The sequence below is a fragment of the Streptomyces sp. KL109B genome (genome assembly GCF_030766935.1).
Lineage (GTDB): Bacteria > Actinomycetota > Actinomycetes > Streptomycetales > Streptomycetaceae > Streptomyces.
This window is the reverse complement of the sequence record NZ_JASERL010000014.1, coordinates 179,049-202,027: the sequence shown is the minus strand read 5'-3', so window position 1 is coordinate 202,027 and position 22,979 is coordinate 179,049. Positions and strand designations below refer to the sequence as shown.

The following is a 22,979-nucleotide window of genomic DNA, read 5'->3' as shown; positions in this document are numbered from 1 at the left end:
CGGTGATCGGTCGGCGGTGCTGCTCACGGCCGCGCGGCCAGCACCGCCGCGAGGCCCTCCCGCAGGTCCTCGACGAAGTACTCGGGAACCTCCATCGCCGCGAAGTGTCCCCCGCTCTCGGCCGTCCGCCAGCGGACGATCCGCCGGTACCGCTCCTGCGCCCAGGGGCGGGGGCACTTCTCGACGTCGTGGGGGTATCCGGTGATGGCGGCCGGGACGTCGACGCGGAGTTCGGGGTCGAGGGAGTTGTGGCTCTCGTAGTAGATGCGGGCCGCCGACGCGCCGGTCCGGGTCAGCCAGTAGAGGGTGACGTCGTCGAGCACGCGGTCCATGGGGATCGTCTCGAAGGGGCTGTCCTCGGTGTCGGACCACTCGGCGAACTTGTCGAGGATCCAGGCGAGAAGGCCGACCGGTGAGTCGACGAGCGAGTAGCCGATGGTCTGTGGCCGGCTCGCCTGCTGCTTCGCGTACGCGGCCCGGCGCTGCCAGAAGTCGCGGGTGTCCTCGGCCCATTGGCGCTCGACCTCCGTCAGCCCGTCCGTCGACAGGCCGGGCGGGCCTTCCGCGAACGTGGTGTGGATGCCGAGCACGTGCTCGGGGAACCGGCCGCCGAGGACCGTGGTGATGTTGCCTCCCCAGTCGCCGCCGTGGGCCAGGAACCGGTCGTAGCCGAGTCGCCCCATGAGCTCCACCCACGCGGCGGCGATCTTCTCGGTCCCCCACCCGGTGGAGGCCGGCCTGTCGCTGTAGCCGAAGCCCGGCAGCGAGGGGACGACGACGTGGAACGCGGGCTCCTCCGGGTCCTTCGGGTCGGCCAACTCCTCCACGATGTCGACGAATCGGGCGACGCTGTCCGGCCAGCCGTGCGTGAGGATCAGCGGGGTGGCGTCAGCGCGCGGCGAGCGGCGGTGCAGGAAGTGGATGCCCAGGCCGTCGATGGTCGTACGGAACTGGCCGATGCGGTTGAGGCGGTCCTCGAAGGGCCGCCAGTCGTACGCGGTGCGCCAGTGGTTCACGACGTCGACGAGGTCGGCGAGCGGAACACCCTGCTCCCATCGGGCCGGTCCGGCCCCGGCGCCGCGCACCGTCTCGGCCTCCGGCAGCCGCGCGGCGGCGAGGCGCGCGCGCAGTTCGTCGAGCTCGGCTTCGGCCGCGTGGGCTTCAAATGCTTGTACGTCGGCTTGTACGTCGCTGGTCGGGCGGGGCATGGAACCTCCTGGCCATCGTGGAACCGGCTAAGACGGTTCTAGCAGTTCTCCGCGCCGAGCCGCAACCGGCTAAGGTGGTTCCATGTCCGCTGCGTACCCTGATTTCCGCCTCGGCAAGGTGCTGGCCACGAGCTTCACGGGCACCCTGTCGGAGCGTCATGGCGATCCCGTCGAGCGCATTCCGGTTCCGGACCGGCTCATGGACTGGCTGGCGGTGTACGGACTCGCCGTGGACTCCTGCACCCTCGCCCAGCTCGAACTCGCCCGGGAGCTGCGGGAGTCGATCCACGCCGCCGCCACAGCGGCCGCGGCCCACGAGCCGCTCCCCGGGCCCGCCGTCCGCACCATCAATGAGTTCAGCGCGCACGGGCGGGCCGCTGCCGTCCTGACGACCGGGGGCGAGCGGCGCTGGCGGCTCGGAGCGAACCCCGCCGCCGCCTCCGTGGAGGACGCCCTCAGCGTGATCGCCGCCGACGCGGTCGACGTCATCGCGGGCGAACGGGACGGAAAGCTGGCCCTGTGCGCGTCACCGACCTGCCGGGCGGCGTTCTTCGACACCAGCCAGAGCCGCACCCGCCGTTGGTGCGACATGAACACGTGCGGGAACCGCCAGAAGAAGGCCCGCTTCCAGGCCAACCAGCGCAAGACCTCCAGCAAGACCTCCAGCAAGACCTCCAGAACGGCGAAGTGACCCGGCGTGCTCGACACACTCGACCTCCAGGTCCTGCAGGCGCTGCAGCTCGACGGGCGGGCGCCGTTCAGCCGGATCGCGGCCGTGCTCGGCGTCTCCGACCAGACCGTCGCCCGCCGCTTCCGCCGGTTGCGCGGCAGCGTGGGCCTGCGGGTCATCGGCGTCACCGACGAGGCGCTGCTGGGGCGCAGCAGTTGGCTGGTGCGGCTGCGCTGCGCGCCCGACGGCGCGGAGCAACTCGCGGGCGCCCTGGCGCGGCGCCCCGACACCTCGTACGTGGGGCTGCTCTCCGGCGGCACCGAAGTGCTGTGCTCGATCAAGCCGCGCGGCGGGCAGGAGGACGAACCGCTGCTCGCGCGGCTGCAGCGCACACCCCTCGTCACCTCGGCGACCGCGCAGTGCGTGCTGCACGCGTTCTACGGGGGCCCGGTCGGCTGGCTCAACAAGATCAACGCGCTGGACGCGGACCAGGAGGCGGCGCTGCGCGTGCCGTTCACCGAGCCGTCCGCGACCGCCCCTCCCCCGGTTTTCGACGACGCCGACGAGACGCTGCTCGCGCTGCTGCGCCGGGACGGCCGGGTTCCGCTCACCGAACTCCAGGCGGCCACCGACCAGTCGGAGTCGGTGGTGCGGCGGCGCCTGGACCGGCTGCGTTCCAGTGGCGTCCTCTACTTCGACGTACAGCACACGCACGAGCAGTTGGGGCGTTCGGTGATGGCGGCGCTGTGGCTGACGGTTTCCCCGTCGGCGCTCGCCGATGTGGGCGCGTCCCTCGCGGCGCACCCGGAGGTGCGGTTCGCGGCGGCGGTGACCGGGGTGGCCGGGGTGTTCGCCGCGACGGTGCACCGCGACTCCCGGGAGCTGTACTCGTATCTGAGCGACGGGATCGGGGCTCTCGGCGGCGTACGGTCCGTGGAGAGCGCCCTGTTCGTACGGCAGGTCAAGCAGCTGACGTACGAGCCGGGGCGCTGAACACGCTTACGGGAAAGGTCAGTTGCCGCCCGCGCCCTGCTGGGCCGCGACGCGCACGCGCATCCGCCCGCCGAACGTGACCAGCACCAGACAGCCGAGGGCGACGACGGCGATCGCGGTGAGCATCACCGAGTACGGCAGCCACGTGGACAGCGTCGCGAGGACGGTGGGCAGCAGGAACCCGGAGTAGGCGAGCGTGTAGTAGATGCCGGTCAGGCCCGCGAGGTCGTCGGGGCCCGCCATCCGCTGGATCTCCAGGAGCCCGGAGACGACGGCGATGCCGTATCCGGCGCCGAGCGCGACGGCCGCAGCCGCGGCCAACCACGGTGACAGGACGGCGGAGTTGACGGCGCACAGCACCGTGCCGAGCAGCATCACGGACATGGCCGCGACGGGGGCACGGCCGGTGCGGACCCCCGGTCGCCCGTCGAGCCACTTCGCGAGCGGCTGCACGGCGGCGCCGGTGCCGAGGGTCAGTACCGTGAGCGCGGTCGCGTAGGCGAGGCCCCAGCGACCGACCCGGTTGTCGACGAGCTGCGGCATCACCGCGTACGCGAGTCCCGCCGCGCCGAACACCCACGGCGCCATCGGCAGCACCACCCAGCGGAAGCGGCGGCGGGCCGCGGCGGGGACGCGCAGGTCGGCGGCGAGTGCGCCGAGCAGCGCACGGAGCGAGCCGGCGGCCTCGCGCGCCGCGGTCCGCGTCTCGGGGACGCGCAGGAGGAGTACGGGGACGGCGGCGGTGAGGGCGATGTGGACGACGTACGGCGTCACCATCGGCCAGGGGCCCCACTGGGCCAGGGCGCCGGCCACGCCCGCGCCGAGGGCGAAGCCGGCCGTCTGGCAGAGGGAGGCGCGGCGCGCGGCGGCGCCGGTGTCCGCCCCGGTCGACAGTTCCTTGACCCAGCTGCTGCCCACGGCCATGGCGATGCCGACGGCGACGCCCGTCATCAGGCGGCCCACGTAGATGGGCCAGGCGGCGTGTCCGCCGAAGCACAGGACGAGGCTGGCGACGATGGAGGCGACGGTTCCCGCGATCATCACGGGGCGGCGTCCGCGCCGGTCGGACATCGGCCCGGCGAGCAGCAGCCCGGGGACGAGGCCGACGACGTACGCGCCGAGGAACGCGTCGACGCTGAGGGTCGAATAGCCGCCCAGCTCGCGGTACATGAGCAGGAGCGGGGTGAACTGGTTGCCGCCCCAGCCGCAGACGAACATCGCGGCGGCGACGGTCTTCCACTGTCCGGGGCGTATGGGAGCGGCCGACGGTTCGGTCGACTGCTGGACGGCGTGCGTGTCGAGCATCGTGAGGGCAGGGCCCTTTCAGGGGTGGCAGGTGTGCGGGGGGGGTGGGTCAGTGCTGGGGGCCGTGTGTCGTGGCCAGGTGGGTGCGCAGGGCCTCGGCGAACGCGGCGCCGTCCCGTGCGCCGAGGTGGCCGAGCAGTGCCTCGTGCTCGTCGGCGAGGCCGGGCAGTCGCTCGGGCCTGTGGCCGAGAGCGGAGACGCTCATGCGGCGTTGCCGGTCGCCGAGGGTTTCGTAGAAGCGGGCGGCGATGGCGTTGCCGGAGGCCTCGACGACGCCGCGGTGGAACGCCTCGTCCGCGACGGCGAAGGCGCGTACGTCCCCCTCCCCCGCCAACTCCCGCTGCCGCGCGACGAGTTCACGCAGCCGCTCCTCGTGTTCGGGAGCGAGGCCGACGCGTGCGATGCGTTCGGCGGCGGACTGCTCGACGGCCTGCCGCATCTCCAGCACGTCCGCCGCCTCCCCCGGCGGTACGGGCACGACGACGGCGCCGCGCTTGGGGTGCAGCGTCAGCAGTTCCTCGGACTCCAGGCGCAGGAACGCCTCGCGCACGGGGGTGCGGCTCACCCGCACGCGCTCGGCGATCTCGCCCTCGCTGATGAGGCTGCCGCCGGGGAGTTCCCCGGTGAGGATCAGCTCCTTGGTGACCGCGTACACGGTGCGCGCCGCCGAGGTCGACTTCGTCCGCTGGGGCTGGGGTTGAGGCATACGGGGACCCTAGCAGGCATAGATACAAGCTTGTATCTATGCCCCCCCTCTGCTGCTGCTTTCAGGCCGCCGCGGACGCCTCGTCGGCGATGGTGCGGTCCTCGCCGGAGGGGTGGGTGAGCTGGTGGACGAGGGCCGCGATCACGCCGCCGACCAGTGGTGCCACGATGAACAGCCACAGCTGGGACAGCGCGTCGCCGCCCGCGAAGAGCGCCGGGCCGAGGCTGCGCGCCGGGTTGACGGACGTGCCGGTGAGCGGGATGCCGACGAGGTGGATCACGGCGAGGGCGATGCCGATGGGCAGGCCGTCGAAGCCGACGACGGCCACGCGGTGGGTGACGCCGAGGACGACGAAGACGAGCAGGAACGTGAGGACGACCTCGGCGAGGAACGCGCCGCCCATGTTGATGTGCACGTCGGAGCGGTCACCGTAGCCGTTGGAACCGAAGGCCCCGTCGGTCTTGAGCCCCGGCACCTGCTTGGCCAGCAGGAACAGCAGGGCGGCGCCGACGATGCCGCCGACGAACTGGGCGATCCAGTAGCGGACGGCGGTCTGTACGTCGATGCGGCGGGCGCACAGCATGCCCAGCGTGACGGCCGGGTTCACGTGGCAGCCGGAGATCGGGCCGAGGGTGTACGCCAGGGCGAGCAGCGTGAAGCCGAAGGCGAGGGCGATGCCGAGGGTGCCGATGAACTGGGCTCCCAGGACCGCCGATCCGACCGCGAAGAACACCAGCAGCAACGTGCCGAGAAATTCTGAGATCAGGGCTCTCGTCTGCATCTCCGCCATCTCCACCATCTCCAGCACCTCGAAGGAACGGTCGGTTACTAGCGAGGCTCACGCCCATGGGGCGGCGGCGCAGATCGAGGCGGTTCGAATGCCGCCGTTCGGGTGGCAGGTGCGCGGGCGTGCGGGGGTGCGGGGGTGCCGGGGTGCCGGGGCGCGTCAGTCGGCGCCCCAGGACTCCAGGAGTATGTCGACGACTTCGTCGAGGTCGGCTCCGGCGAGGTCGTCGAAGGCGCCGGAGTGGCGGGCCAGCAGCACTCCGGCGACGGAGGCGACGAGGACGTCGGCGCGCAGGCCAGGGCGGTCGCGGCCGTCGCGGGCGAAACGCTCGCGCAGCGGCTCGACGAGCCGGGCCTGGAGGGCGGCGCGGGCGGCGTCCTGCGCGGCCCGGTCGGTCGAGGGCTGGACGGCGACGCGCAACAGCGGCACGGGTCCGCGCCGCTCCGCGCGCCGCGCGACCTCGCGGAGCCTGGGCTCGGTGAGCAGGTCGGCGGGGGCGGTGTCGCCGTGCTCGGCGTGCAGCACCGCCACGTACAAGAGGGCCTTGCTGCCGAAGTAGCGGGAGATGAGGGCGGCGTCGACGCCCGCGCGTTCGCCGATCTCGCGGATGGTGGTGCGGTCGTAGCCGCGCTCGGAGAACAGCTGGGTCGCCGCTTCGAGGAGCGCCTCGCGGCTGCGGGCGCTGCTGCGGGCGCCGTTGCGGCGTCGGTCGGGGGCGGTGCCGCCGGCCGTCATGTGCGGCTCGCTTCGGTGCGGGCCTCGGCGCTCGCGGCGGCCGCGACGACGGAGGGGCGCGGGCGGGCGCCGGTGCGGGTGAGGGCGACGGCGATGACTCCGGTGGCCAGGAACGCGGCGCAGCCGACGAGTCCCGCGTTGTGGTAGCCGTCGTTCGTGGGGAGCGTGGCGCCGGGGGCGGTGGAGGCCTGGAGGACGACGGCGCTGAGCGCGCTGCCGGTCGAGTATCCGATGTACTTCACGACCTGATTGAAACTCATGGCGCTGCCGGTCTCCGCCGCGGGCACCCCGGCGACGATGAGGCCGGGGGTGACGGCGAAGGTGACTCCGACGCCGAGTCCGGCGAGCGCCATCATGGTGCCGATGCCCCACAGGCTGGAGCGGGCGAGCAGGAAGCAGACCAGCGAGCCGAGCGAGAGCAGGCAGCCGAGCGGCAGCATCCGGGCGGGCGTCGCGGCCCGGCCCATCGCCCGCACAAGGCGCCCGGTGACGAGGCTCGCGGCGGAGAACGGCACGAGCAGCAGCCCGGTGACGACGATGGACGCGCCGAAGCCGTAGCCACCGGATTCCGGGGTCTGTACGTAGCGGGTCACGAGGGAGATCAGCAGGTACGTGCCGACGCCGCCGACCATCGTGGTCAGGTTGGCGACGAGTACGCCGCGGTCCTTGACGAGGCGGACGCGGACGAGGGGGTGCGTGGAGCGCAGGGAGTGGGCGATCCAGCCGCCGAGGAGGACGATCGCGGCGACGGCCAGGGCGATGAGCCGTACCGATCCCCACCCCCACCGCTCCCCCTCCGCGAGCGCGAGGAGCAGCGCCGCCATGCCGCCCGCGAGCAGCAGCGCGCCCGGCACGTCCATGGGGGTGCTGGGCCGGTGCGGCGGCTTCGGCACGACGATCAGGGTGGCGACGAAGGCCGCGGCGGCCGTGCCGACCGCGAACCAGAACCCGGCGTACATGCCGAGGTACTCGGCGAAGAGCCCGGTGATCGGGTAGCCGAGTCCGATGCCCGCGGCGGTGGTCAGCGACAGCGTCGTGACCGCGCCGCGCGCCTTCTCCGGCGGCAGCGCGTCGCGGGCGGTGGCGATGGCCAGCGGTACGAGGCCCATGCCGACGCCCTGTAGTGCGCGGCCCGCGAGGAGGCAGGCGAAGCCGATGGGCAGCGCCGCGAGGAGGCTGCCGACGAGGACGGCGGCGAGTCCGCCGAGGATGACGCGCTTGCGGTGCGGACCGTCCCCGAGCCGCCCCATCACGGGGGTCGCGATGGCGCCGACCAGCATCGTGACCGTCAGCGCCCACTGCGCGGTGGAGACGGCGACGTGGTCCTCGGCGGCGATGGTCGGGATCAGCGGCGCGCCGAGGCTGCTGACGACGGCGACCAGCATGCCGAGGCCGACCAGTACCGGTACGAGGGCGCGGGGGTGGCGGAGCGGGGCCGGGGCCGGGTCGGGGGCTTGGGCGGGGCTGGGCGCGGGCGTCGGTATGGAGGGCTGCACGGAGGGCTGCAAGGTCTTCCCGTTCATGTCATCAAGCGATGTCATCGCATGATGACACGGTGACCTGGGGTTCTTGGAGCTGAAGGGGTCTTCGGTGGCCGACCTCACACGGCGGCGGCCGGCAGCTCCACGGTCACGCGCAGGCCGCCGCCGGTGCGAGGGGCGATGGTGAGCGTGCCGTCGTGGGCGCGGGTGAGGGACGCGACGATGGCGAGGCCGAGGCCGACGCCCGCGTGGTCGCCGTGGATGCGGTCGGTGCCGCGCCGGAAGGGTTCGGTGAGGGTGGCGACCAGGGCCGGGGAGAGTTCCTCGCCGGTGTTCTCGACGGTGAGGCGCGCCGTGCCGGGGCGCACACCGGCGCCGGTGGTGACGCGGACGGTGCCCCGCTCGGGCCGGTTGTGGACGATCGCGTTGTGCACGAGGTTCGTGGTGAGTTGCAGCAGCAGCGCCTGCGAGCCGGACGCGCGGGCGGGTTCGCCGTGGGTTTCGAGGGTGACGCCGTGGCGCTCGGCGAGCGGGAGCAGGGTCTCGACGGCCTCCTCCGCCACGAGGGACAGGTCGACGTCCTCGCGGGTGAAGGCGCGCCGCTCGGCCCGGCTGAGCAGGAGCAGCGCCTCGGTGAGGTCGATGGCCCGGGTGTTGACGGCGCTGAGCCGGTCGACGAGTTCGTCGATGTCGCGGTCGGGGTCGGCGCGGGCCACGTCGAGCAGTGACTTGGAGACGGCGAGCGGGGTGCGCAGTTCGTGGGAGGCGTTGGCCGCGAAGCGCCGCTGTTCGTCGACGTGTGCCTGGAGTTTCGCGAGCATCGCGTCGAAGGCGTCGGCGAGTTCGCGGAACTCGTCGCGCGGGCCCGCCAGTTGGATGCGGTGGGACAGCGAGCCGCGCGCCGCCGCGCGGGTGGCGTCCGTGATGCGGTCCAGCGGGGCGAGCACGCGTCCGGCGAGGAACCAGCCGCCGGCGAGGCCGAACACGAGCAGGAACACCATGACTCCGGCGGCCGCGGGCGCGAAGCCGCGCAGCAGCTCGGAGCGGACCAGGATGCTGCCGCCCGCGACGGAGGTGATGTCGGGCAGGGAGTGCTCAATGTACAGCCACATCGCGGCGAGCAGCAGGACCCCGGCGACCATGAGGAATCCCGCGTAGCTGAGGGTGAGCCGGACGCGGACGCTGAGCCCGCGCTCCCTGTCCACGGCTTCCACTGCCTCATCCACGGTTTCCACTGCTTCCACTGGCCGCTCCCCCGTCCTCGGGTCGTACGTCGATGCGGTAGCCGACGCCCGGTTCGGTGGCGATGACCCAAGGTTCGCCGAGCCGTTTGCGGAGGGCGGAGACGGTGATGCGGACGGCGTTGGTGAACGGGTCGGCGTGCTCGTCCCACGCGCGTTCCAGGAGTTCCTCTGCGCTGATGACGCCGCCTTCCGCGCCGACGAGGACCTCCAGCACGGCGAACTGCTTGCGGGTCAGCGCGACGTACCGGCCGTCGCGGTACACCTCCCTGCGGAACGGGTCGAGGCGCAGGCCCGCGATCTCCCGTACGGGTGGCCGGCTGTGGCCGCGCCTGCGGTCGAGGGCGCGCAGCCGCAGCACGAGTTCCTGGAGCTCGAACGGCTTCGTGAGGTAGTCGTCGGCGCCGAGTTCGAACCCGGACGCCTTGTCGTCGAGGCGGTCGGCGGCGGTGAGCATGAGGATCGGCATGCCGCTGCCGGAGGCGACGACGCGCCGGGCGACCTCGTCGCCGGACGGTCCCGGGATGTCGCGGTCGAGGACGGCGATGTCGTACGAGTTGACGCTCAGCAGGTCGAGGGCCGTGGCGCCGTCGCCCGCGATGTCGGCCGCGATGGCCTCGAGGCGCAGCCCGTCGCGTACGGCCTCCGCCAGATACCGCTCGTCCTCGACTATCAGCACACGCATGCGTCTCACGCTACGAGCCGCCGCATATCGCCGGCATATCGAAAACCGCAGACGTTCCGGCAACATCGCGCCGCCTTCACTGGCGGCATGACTCAGAGCAGCTTTCCCGAACACACTCTTCCCCTACGAACCGCTCCCCTACGAACCGCTCCCCTACGAAAACGTCCCCGTCGCCGGACGCGGCGGCTGCTCGCCGGCGGCCTGGTCGCGGTGACGGTGGTGACCGGCACGGTCGTCGCGTCGGGCACGGCGGACGGTGACGTGACCGACGGGACGACCGTGTTCGACGAGGACGTCCCGGCCGTGGGCAAGCTCGATCCGGGACTCGGCGACGCGCTGCGCAAGGCCGCCGGGGACGCCGCGGGCGACGGCGTCGAGTTCCGGGTCAACAGCGGCTGGCGCTCCCCGGAGACCTCCGAGCACGTGTCGGGGGACGCGGTCGACCTCGGCGGCTCGGGGGCCGCGGAATGGCTGTCCGAGCACGGTGCCCGCTACGGCCTGTGCCAGATCTACGCCAACGAGCCATGGCACTTCGAGCTGCGCCCCGCCGCCGTCGACCGCGGCTGCCCGGCCGAGTACGCCGACCCCACCGAGGACCCGAGGTTGCAGAAGTGACCAGTACGCTCCGCACGGCCGACCGTGCACAAGAACGTCCGGCCGGATCCGGTGGCCGGGGCCCGGTGCGCGGCGCGCGCCGCGCATCGGGTCCGTGGCGGCGCGGGCGGGTGCTCGCGGCGCTCGCGGTGCTGCTCGGGCTGCTCATGGCGCTGCACGCGTGGCTGCCGGACACGGCGGGTGTCGGCAGCCTGGTGGAGACGTTCCTGCCGTGGTTCGGCCTCGCGATACCGGTGCTGCTGCTCGCCGCGCTGGTGCGCCGCTCGGCCTCCGCCGCCGTCGCGCTGCTGCTGCCGGCCGTGGTGTGGACGAGCCTCTTCGGCGGGCTGCTGTTGGGCGACGGGGCCCACGGGGGTGGCAGTGACCTCACCGTGGTCAGTCACAACGTCGGCGCTGACAACCGGGATCCGGCGGGCACGGCCCGCGACCTGGCGGCGTCCGGCGCGGATGTGCTCGCGCTGGAGGAGATCACGGAGCGGGCCCGCGGCACGTACGAGAAGGAGCTGGCCGATGCGTATCCGCACCACACCGTGCTCGGCACGGTCGGGCTGTGGAGCAAGTCGCCGCTGTCGGACGTCGAAGCGGTCGACACCGCGATCGACGTGGGCCCGCTGGGCGCCGCGAAGCCGGACTCCGTGAAGGCCGGCTACAACCGGGCGCTGCGCGCGACGGTGGCCACGGACCGGGGGCCGGTGGCGGTGTACGTGGCGCACCTGGGGTCCGTGCGTGTCATGCCGCGTTCGGGTTTCTGGACGGAGAGCAGGGACCGCAACGCGCGGGCGCTGGCGGAGGCGATCGCCGCCGAGAGGAACGAGCGGGTGGTCCTGCTCGGCGACCTCAACGGCAGCACGGACGACCGGGCCCTCGTGGGGCTCACCTCGCGCCTCGACTCGGCGCAGGAGGAGGCCGGGAGCGGCTTCGGCTTCAGTTACCCGGCGGACTTCCCGGTGGTGCGCATCGACCAGATCCTGGTCGGGGGCGTCACGACGGACCGCTCGTGGGTGCTGCCCGCGACCGGCAGTGACCACCGGCCGGTGGCGGCGGGGCTCAGTTGGTGACTCGGGCCGACGCTACGATCCCGGCGGCAGCTGCACCGTCATGATCAGGTGGCAGGTGCCGTCCCCCGCGCCCCGGTACCCGTGCGCGGCGTCCCCGTCGAAGGTGGCGGTCTGACCGGCCGCGACGGGGTGTTCGGTGCCGTCGACGACGAGCGTCATGCGTCCGGCGGTGACGCTCACCGTCTCGACGACCCCGGCCTGGTGGGGGTGGCTCGGATACTCCTCACCGGGTTCGAGGCGCCAGCGCCACACCTCGACGGGGGCCGGGCCCGCGGTCGTCAGCATGAGGCGGGCCTCGCCGCCCTTCTCCCCCTGCCACAGCGGCAGCGCCTCGTCCCCCGACACGACGCGCACGCGCGCCTCGGCGGGTCCTTCGAGGAGGGCGGAGACCGAGACGCCGAGGGTGTCGGCGAGCCGGATGAGGGTGGCGAAGTTCGGGTTGCCCTGGGCCTTTTCGAGACCGACCAGGGCGCCTTTGCTGACCTTGGCGCGGCGGCCGAGCTCGTCCAGGGAGAGGCCGGCGCGGGCGCGGGCCGTCCGGACATTGCGCGCGAGGGTGCGCAGGGCTTCCTCGGTCTCGGGCACCGGATCACCTCACGGTCGTTTTGATGTACGGTCTAGTCGTTCCACTGAATCGTACGGCATGAACGGCATGCCACCGCATGACAAGGAAAGTTTCGTGATCGCTCTGCTGCTGGCCCTGGGCAGCTCTCTCGCCTACGGATGCGCCGACTTCCTCGGCGGTCTCGGCGCCCGCAAGGCGCACGTGCTGCGGACCGTGATGGTCGCGGCGCCCGCCAGTCTCGCGGTCGAGCTGCTGCTGTGGCCGTTCCTCGGCGCCTCGTTCGGATCAGGCGCCGTGGCGTGGGGCGCGGCCTCCGGTGTCGCGTCGGCGGCGGCGTTCGCGATGCTCTACAAGACCCTCGCCATCGGGCCGATGAACGTCCTGTCCCCCGTGACGGCACTGGTGTCCGCCGCGCTGCCGGTCGCCGTCGGCCTGTCGCAGGGCGAGCATCTCGCCACGGCGGGGCTCGTGGGGCTGCCGCTCGCGCTCGTCGCCGTGGTGCTCGTCAGCGCCGGGAGCGGCGCGGGCTCGGCGCGGCCCTCGCGCACGGCGCTGCTGCTCGCGTTCGGTGCGGGCGCGGCCATCGCGCTGCAGTTGGTGTGTCTGCACCAGGCGCCGTCGGACAGCGGTGTGGCGCCGTTGATCGTGGGCAGGGCCGTGTCGTCGGCCGTCACGCTGGGCGCGGCCGGGCTGATGTTCCGGCGGCTCGGCGCGGAGAAGCCCGCGTACGGGATCTCGGCGGCGGCCGGCGTGCTCGACTCGCTCGCGAACCTGCTGTTCCTGCTGGCCGCCCGCAGCGGCGACCTCACCGTCGTCGCCGTCATCACCGCCCTGTACCCGGCCGGTACGGTGCTGCTCGCGCGCGGCGTGCTCGCGGAGCGCATCCACCGGGGGCAGTTGGTCGGCCTGGGGACGGCGGCGGTGGCCGTCAGCCTCCTCGCCCTGACCTGACCGTCCCCGCCACCTCGGACACGTAACAACACACACGTGACAACGCACACGTGACAACACGCACGTGACAACACGCACGTGACAACACGCACGTGACAACGCACACAAGACCCAGAAACGGAGCCCCAGATGCCCGCCTTCCACCTCACGCCCGCCGTCGCCGAGGCCTTCCCCGACACGCTCGTCGCCGTGGTCACGGCCACCGGCCTGCGCGGCCACGAGCCGTGGCCCGACACGGTCGCCGCCGTGGACGGCCTGGAGCGGGAACTGGCCGACGGTTCCTGGCAGCCCGCCGACGAGACCGACCCGCGCATCGAGGCGTGGCACACCGCGTACCGCTCCTTCGGCACCAATCCGCGCCGCATCCGCCCCAGCGTCGACGCGCTCGGCCGCCGCATGGCGAAGAAGGGCGCGCTGCCGCGCATCAACCCGGCGGTCGACTCGTACAACGCCGTCTCCGTGCGGCACGGGCTGCCCGCCGGGGCCTTCGACCTCGACCATGTGACGGGCGACGTCGTCGAGATCCGGTACGCGGACGGCACCGAGGAGTTCACCCCGCTCGGCGAGCCGGACACCGTCGAGCACCCCAAGCCCGGCGAGATCGTCTACACCGACTCCACCGGCGTACTGACCCGGCACTGGAACCACCGCGACGCGCACCGCACTTGTGTCACCGAGGACTCGACCCGCGTCGCGTTCCTCATGGAGACGGTGCGCGCGGACCGCGACGGGCACCTGCTGAAGACGGCGGCCGAGGAGCTGCGCGCGCTGCTCGCACCGCACGCGGAGCAGGTCACCGTGGAGTACGTCGCCGGGGCTCCGGCTGCACAGTGACTCAGTCGGTCGTGCGGGCGCGGCGGCGCGCGGTGAGGACGTCGGTCCAGTCCTGCCAGGCGCGGTCGGGGCCCTGGGGCCAGGTCATCGCGTCGAACTCGTCCCGGTGCCCGGTCCAGACGTCGGCCGCCGCGAGCCAATGGTGCGGACGGTGGCCGGCCGCCGCCTCGTACAGGCGCGCGCGGCGCTCTTCGGCGAGGGTGGGGTCGTGGTCGACGGCGGCGGCGAAGACCGCGACGGCCAGCGGGGCGAGCGCATCGTTTTCGAAGCCGCCGTCGAGGAACGTCGCATGTGCCTCGTCGAGGAGGGTGTCGACGACGCCGAGGGGAACGGTTCCCGTGAGGGCGACCGCGCGTGACGTGAGGCACTGGGCGACGCCCACCTTCTGGCCGAGTTCGCGATTGAGCGCCTCCGCGCGGTCGATGATCGTCAGCGCGCCGGCGGGCCGGCTCCAGCAGGAGGCGAGGGCGACGTGGCGGGTGGCGGTGGCCGTCATCAGCGGGGAGCCCTCCGCCAGCGCGGCCTGCCGGGACCGCTCGAACGCGGTGACACTCTCGTCGAACTGTCCTGCGTGCAGGAGGATTCCTCCGATCTGCTCCCAACGCCGGTAGTCGGACTGCCGTTTGGCGGCCTCGCCGTCTCCCTGGCTCTCGATCGTCCGCGCGGTGGCGAGCGCTCCTACGAGGTCGCCGCGGCGGCTGAGCCAGTTCGCGAGCGAGGACCGCGCGACGGGCGCCAGCCAGTCGCCGCTGTCCGCCCCTTCGATGACCTCGCGGTAGAGCGCGCCGGCGTCGCCGTGCCGCATTGCGTACGCGCCGCCCAGACATTGGCACGCCAGCCGGCGCATGTCCCCGGTGAGGTCGGGCGAGCGATGAGCCAGGGTGTAGCGGTCGAGTGCCTCCTCCACCGTTCCGACATGGCGCTCCAAAATGCCGTCGAGGATGTGCATCAAGGCATGGCCGCGGGCCGTGAGGAGGGGCTCGGGCTGGCTTCGGGCGCCGTCGATGGCGGCCCAGGCGCCCTGCGACTCGAACTGCATGATGACCTGCGCCAGGGCATCGGCGTCGACATCGGTCGTGGCGTACAGGCTCGCCAGTTGCCAGAAGGCCAGCGCGTGAGTGCGGCGGTCGCGCCGCAGGGACGAGGCCGGGTCCTGGAGCCAGGATGCCCAATGGTGCGCGAGCCGCCCCTCCGCCTCCCGCCACTCCTCCGGTGACCAAGGGCTGGACGTCGCCGCGTCGTGCACCCGCACCGACGTCTGCAGCAGTTCGTGCACGGAGTGCAGACCATCGCCTCGTACGGTGACGAAACCGCGCTCCAGGAACCGTTCGATCGCGGCGGCGCGCAGCCCCGGCAGCGCGACGTGGAGTGTCTCGCGGTCGAAGACGCCGAGGAGGGCCGCCGTGCGCAGCAGGTCGGCCTCGTCGTCGTCCAGGTCCTCCATCATCCGTACGACGATCTGCGGCAGCCCGCGCGCGAAGTCGTCGGCGGTGGGCGTGCGGCCGCGTGTGGCCAGGTTGCGGAAGTGCTGGGCGGCGACGTCCAGGTAGAGCGGGAGGCCCGCGGACATGGCGGCGATGGAGGCGCGCAGCGGCGCCGGGACGGCCGGTGTGCCGTCGGGGTTGAGGAGGCAGCCGCTGAGGTAGTCCTCGCAGTCCGGCGCGGACAGCTCGCCCACCCGGTACTGGTCGCCGCCCGTCTCCGCCACCAGGCCGGGCCAGTCCGTCGGACCCGCGTACTCGAAGGTGGCGGCGCGGAGTTCGGAGCCCCAGTCGAGTCGGTTGCGGGTGGTGAGCAGGGCGGTGACGGAGGGCAGGTGGAAGATGCTGCGGGCGACGGTGTCCTCCAGGTCGCCGCGGCGGGCGCGGTGCGCGCCGTGCGAGACGTGCTCGAAGGTGTCGAGGCAGAGCAGGACGTCGACGTCGCCGTGGCGTTGCAGCCGGGCGAGGTCCCAGCCGAGCAGCAGCGGCAGGTGCAGCCGCAGTTCCTCCAGGTCCTCCTCCTGTACGCAGGCCGTGAACCAGGGGCATTCGCGTTCCAGCGTTCGTGTCTGCCGGGCGTGCCGGATCGCTTCCCAGGTCACGGCGAGGGCGCGGGTCGCGCCGCCGACCACGGGTCCCGCGCTGTCGAGGAGGCCGGTGGCGAAGTTCCGCAGGTTGCCCGCGAGGGCCTCCCGGTCGACGAGCCCGCCGAGCAGGGACTGTTGGTGGACGAATTCGTGCAGCGAGGCGCCCGGGTGCCTGCGGGTCCAGTACAGGGCGAGGCAGGTGTCGAAGGCGGGGAACGACGGCGCCAAACGTGCCAGTCCGGCGCGCAGGGCGAGCAGGTACAGCTCGGGGTCGCGCGCCGAGGGTTCGGAGAAGTCGATGCGGATGGCGGCCCGCCGGGTGCCGCCCGGTTCGGGCCGCAGGCCGAAGAGGCGCTCGCACTCGGCGCTGAGCCGGGTCTTACCGATGCCGCCCGCGCCGTGGAAGACCAGCACGTTGCGCCTGGGTTCGCGCAGACCGAGGTTGAGGTCGGGGTCGACGAGGCGCGCCGCGCGGACCTCGTCGGCCTTGGCGAGGAGGGCGGCGGTCTCGCTGTGCCGGTTGGTGAAGAGCTGCTGCGCCGAGAGCGAGCTGCCGAAGCGGACCGACCTGACCTCGTCCGCGATGCCCATCCGGTCCCCCGTCCGCGCCCGGCCACCGTGCGGTGGCCACAGCGATCAGGAAAGCCGGACGCGACCCGTGGCGTCAACCACTGTGTGCATCCGGCATCGGGTTCCCGTCGGGCCGGATCAGACCGAATAGGCCACCCGGAACCCCGTGTTGCCCGAGGTGCTGTCCGCCGTGTTGGAGGTGCGGGCGGCGACGCGGTAGCGGTTGCAGTACGAGTGGTGGCACAGGTAGGAACCGCCGCGCATGACACGGGTGTTGGGGTCGCCGCCGGCCTGCCACAGGTCGGCGTTCCACTCCCACACGTTTCCGGCGACGTTGTACAAGCCGTAACCGTTGGCCTGGTACGCGTGGACGGGGGCCGTGCCCGCGTAGCCGTCGTCCTCCGTGTTCTTGGTGGGGAAGGTGCCCTGCCAGATGTTGCACATGTGCGCGCCGTCGGGGGTGAGTTCGTCGCCCCAGGCGTAGCGGGCCTGGTCGAGGCCGCCGCGGGCCGCGTACTCCCACTCGGCCTCGGTGGGCAGCCGGCCGCCCGCCCACTTCGCGAAGGCGACGGCGTCCGCCCAGCCGACGTGGGTGACCGGGTGGTCCCAGCGGCCTTCGAGGTCGCTGCCGGGGCCCTCCGGGGCGCGCCACGTGGCGCCCTCCACGCCGCACCACCACGGGGTGGCGTCGGGGCGCGGCGAGATCTTCCGCAGGTGGCCGGGGAGGAACTTCGCGAACACGTAGCTCCAGCCGAAGCGTTCGGCCTCGGTGCGGTGCCCGGTCGCCTCGACGAAGGCGGCGAAGCGGGCGGTGGTGACGGCGTACACGTCGATGGCGAACGCCTTCACGCGCACGGAGCGCACCGGCCCCTCCGCGTCGCCGGGGTTGGCTTCGGCGTCCTCGTTGCCCATGCGGAAGGTGCCGCCGGGGAGCGTGACACGTGTGTCGTAGGCGGGCGCCTCGCGAGGTGTGACGGTGAGTGCGAGCGGTTCCGCGGCGGCGGCACCCGAGGGGCCGCCGTCGCGGGACGGGGAGCAGCAGCTCTTCACGCCACGCCCTCGGACTCGAACGCGGACAGCGTCGTGTCGTAGTCGGTCGGCACGTCGTACATCGGGGTCATCCAGTGGTAGAAGTTGTCGCCGCGGTCGCGCAGCAGGTGGTACAGGCGGTGCATCAGGTCCGTGCGCACCTCGCGCAGCTCGGGGTGCTCGTACCGGTTCTGCAACTCGTCGGGGTCGGCCTGGAGGTCGTACAGCTCATTGTGCGACTCGGGGTTCACGACCAGCTTGTAGCGGCGCGTCCGGAGCATGCGCTGAGGGTACGGGAAGTGGTGGCCGTGGTACTCGGCGAGGTGGTGTTCGGCCCACTCGGGGTGCTCGCCGTTCGCAATCGGGAGCAGGCTGCGGCTGTCGACGGCGGGGCTCGCGTCGGCGCCGGCCAGCTCCAGGATGGTCGCCGTGTAGTCGGTCAGTGACACGAACTCGTCGCGCACCTGGCCCGCCGCACCGCCGGGGACGCGGAGCAGTCCGGGGATGCGGTAGATGTCCTCGTACATGGCGGGGCCCTTGTCGTGCAGGCGGTGGGCGCCGGTGAACTCGCCGTGGTCGGCGGTGAAGCAGACGGCGGTGCGCTCGTCGAGGCCGAGGTCGCGCACGGCCTGCATGATGCGGCCGATCTGCTCGTCGATGAGGGTGACGTAGCCCCAGTACGCGGCGATCAGCTTGCGGCTGTCTTCGAGGGGCATGGTGTCGAAGGCCCACAGCTGGCTGTAGTTGCTCTGTACGGGCGGCTTGTTCGCGAACGTCTCGGCCATGGAGGCGGGCAGTTCGACGAGCTCCGGGTCGTACATGTCGAAGTACTCGTTCGGCAGGATGTACGGCAGGTGGGGGCCGAAGAAGTGGGTGGCGAGGAAGAAGGGGTTGCCCTTGCCGCCCTTCTCGTCCTCGGCGAACCGGCGGAGCATTTCGATGGTGCGGGTCGCGAGGTAGTACTCGAAGGTGGCCTCGACGGGCTGGTGGAGGCGGGCCGCGAGGAGGTTGCCGGGGCTGCCGTTGGGGGTGGTGCCGCGCATCCGGTCGGAGATGGCGTACTCGGGCAGGCCGTTCTCCTTGAGGTAGGCGAGGTAGTCGGGGTGGTCGACCGGGTTGTGCCAGCCCTCCAGGTTCGGGCCCTCGAAGCCGTAGTCGGCGGCGGTGCGCTTCACGCCGCCGTGCCACTTGCCCATGAGGCCGAGGTTGTAGCCGCCGCCCTTCAGCTGCTCGGCGAAGGTGAACTGGTCGTCGGCCAGATCCTCCAAGTACCCCACGTTCCGCTCGTAGTTGGCGAGCAGCTTGTGCCGGAAGGGGGCCGCGCCTGTCAGCAGGCTGGCGCGGGCCGGGGTGCAGATGGCGGTGGGTGTGTAGCAGCTGTCGAAGCGGGTGCCCTCGGCGGCGATCCGGTCGAGGTTCGGGGTGCGCACGTGCGGGTTGCCGTAGGCGCCGAGGGTGTCGACCCGGTGCTGGTCGGTCATGAGGAAGAGCATGTTGTGGCGCACGGCGTGGCCTTTCGGATCGTACGAGGGGGGTGTTCGGTCGGGGTGCGGTGTCGAGGTGCGGTGGTTGTTACGAGGCGTGGGTGGCGGCGGCTTCCGCGTCGGAGGTCCCGTCGGCTTCCGTGTCGCGTGCCGCGGTGTCCTGCGTCGAGTACCCCGCGAGCAGTGGTGACTCGTGGAAGACGAGGGCGAGCGCGCCGAGGGCGCCGGAGCGTTCGCCGAGCGCCGCCGGGACGAGTTCCACGCCGCGGTGGACGCGGGTGGGTGTGTAGTGGCGGAAGGCGTTCTCGACGGGGCCGAGGAAGACGGGGCCGAGCTCGGCGAGCTCGCCGCCGATGACGACGCGGCGCGGGTCGGCGGTGCTTGAGGCGGCGGCGAGGGCGCGGCCGACGGCGTGCGCCGCGCGTTCCACGGCGGCCCGCTCGGCCTCCTCGCCGTCCGCGAGCGCCTGTGTGAACCGGCCCCAGCTGCGCCGCCCGGCCGCCCGCAGCAGCGCGGGCACCGCGGCGACCTGCTCCAGGCAGCCGTGCCCGCCGCACCAACAGCGCGCCCCGTCCGGGTCGACGCTGATGTGTCCGAGCTCGCCGGCCGCGCCCCGCGCTCCCCGGAACAGCAGTCCACCGGCGACGAGCCCGCCGCCGATGCCGTACGAGAGCGTGACGTGCAGGGCGTCGCCCGCGCCGCGGGCCGCGCCCCAGATGGCCTCGCCGAGGGCGGCGAGCCGGGTGTTGTTGTCGGCGAGGACCGGTACGTCGAGGGCCTCGGCGACCGCGTCGGCGACGGTCCTGCGGCGCTCCGTGGTGTCTCCGGGCCCCGGTGTGCCGATACCGACGCCGCCGAGTCCGGCGAGGTCGATGCCTTCGCGTGCGGCGAGGTTGCGCAGCAACTCCAGTGCGGCGCCCGCCTGTTCACGGTCCGGGGAGCGCAGTGCGTGGTGGGTGCCGGCGAAGGCGGTGACTTCGTGCGCCGCGTTGGCGATCGCGACCGTGATGCGCTCGCGGCCCACCTCGATGCCGACCGCCTGGGCGGACCGCGGGTTGAGGGTGAGCCGGTGCACGGGGCGGCCCCGGCCCGAGGGCGGGCCGGCGGGTTCCTCGGTGACGACGCCGTCGGCGAGGAGCTGTCCGACGATGCCGGAGAGCGTGGTGCGGGAGAGCCCTGTGGCGGTGCCCACATCGGCCCTGCTGCTGGGGCCCTGCCTGCGCAGCACCTGGAGGACCCGCTCCACGTTCCCGTACCGCAACCGGCGGAGCACGGTGGGGTTCTTGACCACTGCCATGCGTCGGATACTCCCCCGCCTCCGGCATTTTCGTCAAGACTCGCGACAGAAATCAAAAGTGCTGGTCGCTACCCCCTTGATTTTCGTCGGAGTGTTGACGCTAATGATGCGGAGCCGACCAGCAAGGGAGCTGTTCATGCCTGCCGTCACCCGGACCCAGGTGTCCGACGCACCGGGCGCGGATGTCCGATCACGCCGTACACTTCTGCTCTATCTCTGTGGCGCCTTCGGCGGTCTGCTGTCGGGGTACGACATGGGCATCGTGGCGGGCGCCCAGCTGTTCCTCACCCGGGATCTGGGGCTGAGCGCGTGGATGCAGGGCGCGTTCGTCAGCTCGCTGATGATCGGCGCGATCGCCGGCTGCTTCGCGGCGGGGCCCGCCACCGACCGCTGGGGGCGCCGCCCGGTGATGCTCGGCACGGCCGTGGTGTTCGGGGCGGGCGCGCTCGGCATGGCGCTGGCCGCGGGGCCGTGGCCGCTGATCGCGTTCCGGGTGATCACGGGTGTGGCCGTCGGCCTGTCCTCGTCCGTGATCCCCAGCTATCTCTCCGAGCTGGCGCCGACGCGCATCCGCGGCCGGGTCTCCACGCTCAACCAGATGATGATCGCGGTCGGCATCTTCGTGTCGTACCTCATCTCGTACCTCCTCTCCGACGCCGGTGCCTGGCGCTGGATGCTCGGTCTCGCGATCGTCCCCGCCGCCGTGCTGTTCGCCGGGATGTGGACGCAGCCGGAGACCCCGCGCTGGCTGGTGGCGCACGGGCGCGCGGACGACGCCAAGGCCGTGCTGCTGCGGCTGCACACCGAGGAGGAGGCGGAGGCCGAGCTGCGGGACATCCGCGCCGCCGCGCAGAGTGCGGACGAGCGCCGGGGCCGTCTGAAGGAGCTGTTCGCGGACCTCCGGGTGCGGCGCGGGCTCTGCGTCGCCGTCGCGATGGCGGTCATCCAGCAGGTCATCGGCTCCAACACGATCGTGTTCTACGCGCCGACGATCCTGAAGGCGGCCGGTTTCGGGGACTCCGCCGCCCTCCTCAACAGCGTCGGCCTCGGCCTCCTCTCCATCGTCACGACGTTCGTGACGGGCCGCCTGGTCGACCGGGTGGGCCGCAAGCCGCTGCTACTGACCGGGCTGGTCCTGATGATCGTCAGCATGAGCACGCTGTGCGCGGTGTTCTCGCTCGGCCTGCTGCACGACACGTTCGGGCAGGTCGCGGCCGTGGGCAGCCTCGCCCTCTTCAAGGTCGCCTACTCGCTGAGCTGGGCGCCGCTGCTGTGGGTGATGCTGCCGGAGCTGTTCCCGCTGCGGGTGCGCAGCGTCGGCGTCAGTGTCGGCTCGGGCACCAACTGGGCCGCGAACTTCGTCGTCTCGCTGGTCTTCCCTGTGCTGTTGACGGCGGGCGCGGGCGTGGCGTTCGCGCTCTTCGCGGGGATCTGCGTGCTGGCGTTCGCGTTCACGGCGGCGTTCGTCCGGGAGACGGCGGGCCGGTCCCTGGAGACGCTGGAGCGCACCGCCTGACGCGCTACGTGTGTGCCTGTACGAGGGCGTGGGCGCCGCTGACCCGCCACTTCTGGTGGGGTTCGGCGGCGTCCAGTGCGCCCCGGACCTCCGGGTCGAGCCCCACGATCACGTCGGACTTCAGCGTGCGCAGCGCGACCACCGGGGTGGGCCAGTACGCGGTGCGCTCGGCGAACGACGTGGTCGGCTCCCACAGGCGGTCCCCCACCAGGCGCCGGTAGTTGAGGTCGCCCTTCAGTACGGTCAGCGTCGTCGCGGCGAACTCGGCGCGCAGGTCGTCGGGCATGTCGGCGTACGGCAGCGGCGCGCAGGAGAACGGGTGGGCGCGCAGGAGCAGCCGCCCGTCCCCCATCGCCGCCCACAGCCGCCCACCGGCCTCGGCCGCGCCGCCGCCCGCGCGTGTCAGATGCCGTACGCAGTCGACGACGTCGGCGGTCATGGCGTCGGAGACGTAGTACGGGTACGGCTTGACCTGAAGCTCGACGCGTGCGGCGCGGCCGTGGGTGAGGAGGTGGTCGGCGAGCAGCAGGTCGGCGAGGAGTTCGCGTCCGGAGTTGTCCGCGACGAGGCTGACCGTGGCGCCGCCGCCCTTCGGCAGGGCGGCCCAGACCGCGTCGGAGTCGTCGGCGACGAGCCGGGTGTCGGCGCCCGGGTCGGCGCCGCCCGCGTCGATCCGGAAGCCGAGGTCGGCGCGGTTGCCCCAGAGCGCGCCGAGGAGCAGGCCGCGCTCCCGCTCGGCTTCGGAGGCGGTGGCGAGCCGGTCGACCGCGGCGAGTTCGGCCTCGGTCTCGGGTGTGTCGAGCTCGGCCCGCTTGAACGGCTGGAACGGGTCGACGCCCTGCCAGGCCCCTTCGGTGAAGTAGCCGACGGCGCCGAGGAGTTGGCGGTAGAAGTAGCTCTCCGCCCACAGGAACGGCGCGTCGAACCACGGCCGCCCGAACCACTCGCCGCCCCACGCCTCCCAGCGCTCGCGGTCGTGCGCGGTGTCGTCGAGCGGTTCGATCACTCCGTCCGCGGTGTTCCGCAGCAGCGCGTCGAGGGCGCGGTGCTGGTGCGGGCCGTACGGGAACGCGGCGCGCACCTTCTCGATGAGCGCGGGGTGCCGCTCGGCGAGGACGGCGCGGGCGAAGGAGCCGGGGACGTCGCCGTGGATGACGGGGGCGGTCGGGGTGTCGGGCATC

21 protein-coding genes are annotated in these 22,979 nt (G+C 72.6%); 7 read left to right on the top strand and 14 right to left on the bottom strand.

Annotated features, from left to right (window positions below; all coding sequences use genetic code 11):
* Positions 1 to 23 precede the first annotated feature (23 nt).
* Positions 24 to 1,208, bottom strand: a complete 1,185-nt coding sequence (locus tag RBJ65_RS35735) for an epoxide hydrolase family protein (protein ID WP_306319576.1) — start codon at positions 1,206 to 1,208, stop codon at positions 24 to 26.
* A gap of 82 nt (positions 1,209 to 1,290) precedes the next feature.
* Here RBJ65_RS35735 and RBJ65_RS35730 point away from each other — a divergent pair, with 82 nt between their 5' ends.
* Positions 1,291 to 1,899: a CGNR zinc finger domain-containing protein gene (locus RBJ65_RS35730; protein ID WP_306319575.1), complete on the top strand. Its 609-nt coding sequence runs from the start codon at positions 1,291 to 1,293 to the stop codon at positions 1,897 to 1,899.
* Between the two features lie 6 nt (positions 1,900 to 1,905).
* The gene (locus RBJ65_RS35725) at positions 1,906 to 2,871 is read left to right on the top strand and encodes an Lrp/AsnC family transcriptional regulator (protein WP_306319574.1); all 966 of its coding nucleotides are present in this window, start codon (positions 1,906 to 1,908) and stop codon (positions 2,869 to 2,871) included.
* Positions 2,872 to 2,889: 18 nt separating this feature from the next.
* On the opposite strand, the gene RBJ65_RS35720 is transcribed toward RBJ65_RS35725, so the two are convergent.
* From RBJ65_RS35720 to RBJ65_RS35690, 7 genes are all read right to left on the bottom strand, one after another.
* Positions 2,890 to 4,176, bottom strand: a complete 1,287-nt coding sequence (locus tag RBJ65_RS35720) for an MFS transporter (protein WP_306319573.1) — start codon at positions 4,174 to 4,176, stop codon at positions 2,890 to 2,892.
* Positions 4,177 to 4,225: 49 nt separating this feature from the next.
* Complete coding sequence (locus tag RBJ65_RS35715; RefSeq protein WP_306319572.1) at positions 4,226 to 4,882, bottom strand: GntR family transcriptional regulator; 657 nt, start codon at positions 4,880 to 4,882, stop codon at positions 4,226 to 4,228.
* 61 nt (positions 4,883 to 4,943) lie between these two features.
* On the bottom strand, positions 4,944 to 5,663 hold the full coding sequence (locus tag RBJ65_RS35710; RefSeq protein ID WP_306319651.1) for an MIP family channel protein: 720 nt from the start codon (positions 5,661 to 5,663) through the stop codon (positions 4,944 to 4,946).
* 165 nt (positions 5,664 to 5,828) lie between these two features.
* Entirely contained in the window at positions 5,829 to 6,404 is a 576-nt protein-coding gene (locus RBJ65_RS35705) for a helix-turn-helix domain-containing protein (RefSeq protein WP_306319571.1), read from the bottom strand.
* Positions 6,401 to 7,945, bottom strand: a complete 1,545-nt coding sequence (locus RBJ65_RS35700; protein WP_306319570.1) for an MFS transporter — start codon at positions 7,943 to 7,945, stop codon at positions 6,401 to 6,403. Before RBJ65_RS35700 ends, RBJ65_RS35705 begins: the two co-directional genes overlap by 4 nt.
* Positions 7,946 to 8,004: 59 nt before the next feature.
* Positions 8,005 to 9,090 carry a HAMP domain-containing sensor histidine kinase gene (locus RBJ65_RS35695; protein ID WP_306319650.1) on the bottom strand — a complete coding sequence of 362 codons (1,086 nt, stop codon included), beginning with the start codon at positions 9,088 to 9,090 and terminating at the stop codon, positions 8,005 to 8,007.
* A 13-nt stretch (positions 9,091 to 9,103) separates the two neighbouring features.
* Complete coding sequence (locus tag RBJ65_RS35690; protein WP_306319569.1) at positions 9,104 to 9,811, bottom strand: response regulator transcription factor; 708 nt, start codon at positions 9,809 to 9,811, stop codon at positions 9,104 to 9,106.
* 219 nt (positions 9,812 to 10,030) lie between these two features.
* Here RBJ65_RS35690 and RBJ65_RS35685 point away from each other — a divergent pair, with 219 nt between their 5' ends.
* Both RBJ65_RS35685 and RBJ65_RS35680 read left to right on the top strand, forming a co-directional pair.
* The gene (locus RBJ65_RS35685) at positions 10,031 to 10,426 is read left to right on the top strand and encodes a peptidase M15 (RefSeq protein ID WP_306332195.1); all 396 of its coding nucleotides are present in this window, start codon (positions 10,031 to 10,033) and stop codon (positions 10,424 to 10,426) included.
* Positions 10,423 to 11,484 carry an endonuclease/exonuclease/phosphatase family protein gene (locus RBJ65_RS35680; protein ID WP_372341293.1) on the top strand — a complete coding sequence of 354 codons (1,062 nt, stop codon included), beginning with the start codon at positions 10,423 to 10,425 and terminating at the stop codon, positions 11,482 to 11,484. Before RBJ65_RS35685 ends, RBJ65_RS35680 begins: the two co-directional genes overlap by 4 nt.
* Before the next feature lie 12 nt (positions 11,485 to 11,496).
* Here the strand turns inward: RBJ65_RS35680 and RBJ65_RS35675 are convergent, their stop codons facing one another.
* Complete coding sequence (locus tag RBJ65_RS35675) at positions 11,497 to 12,069, bottom strand: helix-turn-helix domain-containing protein (protein ID WP_306319567.1); 573 nt, start codon at positions 12,067 to 12,069, stop codon at positions 11,497 to 11,499.
* Positions 12,070 to 12,163: 94 nt separating this feature from the next.
* Between RBJ65_RS35675 and RBJ65_RS35670 the strand changes: the two genes are divergently transcribed.
* Positions 12,164 to 13,000, top strand: coding sequence for an EamA family transporter (locus RBJ65_RS35670; protein WP_306319566.1), 837 nt, complete (start codon positions 12,164 to 12,166; stop codon positions 12,998 to 13,000).
* A gap of 129 nt (positions 13,001 to 13,129) precedes the next feature.
* Complete coding sequence (locus RBJ65_RS35665; protein WP_306319565.1) at positions 13,130 to 13,834, top strand: B3/4 domain-containing protein; 705 nt, start codon at positions 13,130 to 13,132, stop codon at positions 13,832 to 13,834.
* Position 13,835: 1 nt separating this feature from the next.
* Here RBJ65_RS35665 and RBJ65_RS35660 read toward each other — a convergent pair whose 3' ends face one another.
* The 4 genes from RBJ65_RS35660 to RBJ65_RS35645 all read right to left on the bottom strand — a co-directional run bounded on the left by RBJ65_RS35660 (position 13,836) and on the right by RBJ65_RS35645 (position 20,282).
* Positions 13,836 to 16,493: a hypothetical protein gene (locus tag RBJ65_RS35660; RefSeq protein WP_306319564.1), complete on the bottom strand. Its 2,658-nt coding sequence runs from the start codon at positions 16,491 to 16,493 to the stop codon at positions 13,836 to 13,838.
* A 117-nt stretch (positions 16,494 to 16,610) separates the two neighbouring features.
* Complete coding sequence (locus RBJ65_RS35655) at positions 16,611 to 17,522, bottom strand: formylglycine-generating enzyme family protein (protein WP_306319563.1); 912 nt, start codon at positions 17,520 to 17,522, stop codon at positions 16,611 to 16,613.
* Entirely contained in the window at positions 17,519 to 18,994 is a 1,476-nt protein-coding gene (locus tag RBJ65_RS35650) for a sulfatase-like hydrolase/transferase (protein ID WP_306319648.1), read from the bottom strand. Before RBJ65_RS35650 ends, RBJ65_RS35655 begins: the two co-directional genes overlap by 4 nt.
* Positions 18,995 to 19,073: 79 nt before the next feature.
* Positions 19,074 to 20,282, bottom strand: coding sequence for an ROK family transcriptional regulator (locus tag RBJ65_RS35645; RefSeq protein WP_306319562.1), 1,209 nt, complete (start codon positions 20,280 to 20,282; stop codon positions 19,074 to 19,076).
* A 136-nt stretch (positions 20,283 to 20,418) separates the two neighbouring features.
* On the opposite strand from RBJ65_RS35645, the gene RBJ65_RS35640 reads away from it, so the two are divergent.
* Positions 20,419 to 21,798: a sugar porter family MFS transporter gene (locus tag RBJ65_RS35640; protein WP_306319561.1), complete on the top strand. Its 1,380-nt coding sequence runs from the start codon at positions 20,419 to 20,421 to the stop codon at positions 21,796 to 21,798.
* A 4-nt stretch (positions 21,799 to 21,802) separates the two neighbouring features.
* Here RBJ65_RS35640 and RBJ65_RS35635 read toward each other — a convergent pair whose 3' ends face one another.
* Positions 21,803 to 22,978, bottom strand: a complete 1,176-nt coding sequence (locus RBJ65_RS35635; RefSeq protein WP_306319560.1) for a damage-control phosphatase ARMT1 family protein — start codon at positions 22,976 to 22,978, stop codon at positions 21,803 to 21,805.
* Between the last annotated feature and the right edge of the window lies 1 nt (position 22,979).